Source organism: Cyanobium sp. NIVA-CYA 375, assembly GCF_056108345.1.
In genome coordinates, this window is the sequence record NZ_JBSYHW010000398.1 from 1 (window position 1) to 579 (window position 579).

1 protein-coding gene is annotated in these 579 nt (G+C 65.6%); it reads left to right on the forward strand.

The genetic code is table 11. The features are described 5' to 3' along the window. Positions 1-579, forward strand: a 579-nt coding sequence (locus AC01FP_RS18795) for a hypothetical protein (protein WP_474482441.1), incomplete at both ends; no start/stop codon positions are given.

A 579-nucleotide genomic window follows, 5' to 3' on the forward strand; every position in this document is an offset into this window, starting at 1 on the left:
GCAGCGAAGGCCTGCGGATCGGTGGATCGCTGACCTACAGCGTCACCAATCCCGACATCAACCTGCCCGGCTTCGACGTCGAGTCGGAGACCATCCTGGCGACGATCCAGGCGAGCTATCCGTTCCGGCGCAGCCGCACCTCGACCATCGTCGGCGATTTCGGCCTCGACTATGTCGACCAGGATGTCGACGTGAACAACGTGCTGCTTACCCGCGACCGGGTGCGCACCCTGTTCGGCCGGGTTTCCGGCGAGTTCGTCGACAAGGCGAGCGTGTCGCGGGTCGGAGGCTATTCGTCCTACGAACCGAAGAGCCGGTTCCGGTTTGCGCTGGAAGCGCGCCACGGGATCGACATCTTCAACGCCAGCCCCGATTGCCGTGCCAATCCGCTCGCCTGCGTTGTCGGCGGCAAGGCTCCGCCGAGCCGGATCGAGGCTGACCCGACCCCGTTCGTGGTGCGTGGCGAGGCCGGGGCGGAATACCGCCCGGTTCCGAACTGGACATTCTCGCTCGAAGCCGAGGCGCAATGGAGCGATGATGCGTTGCCCGCCTTCGAGGAATTCGCCGCCGGGACTTACT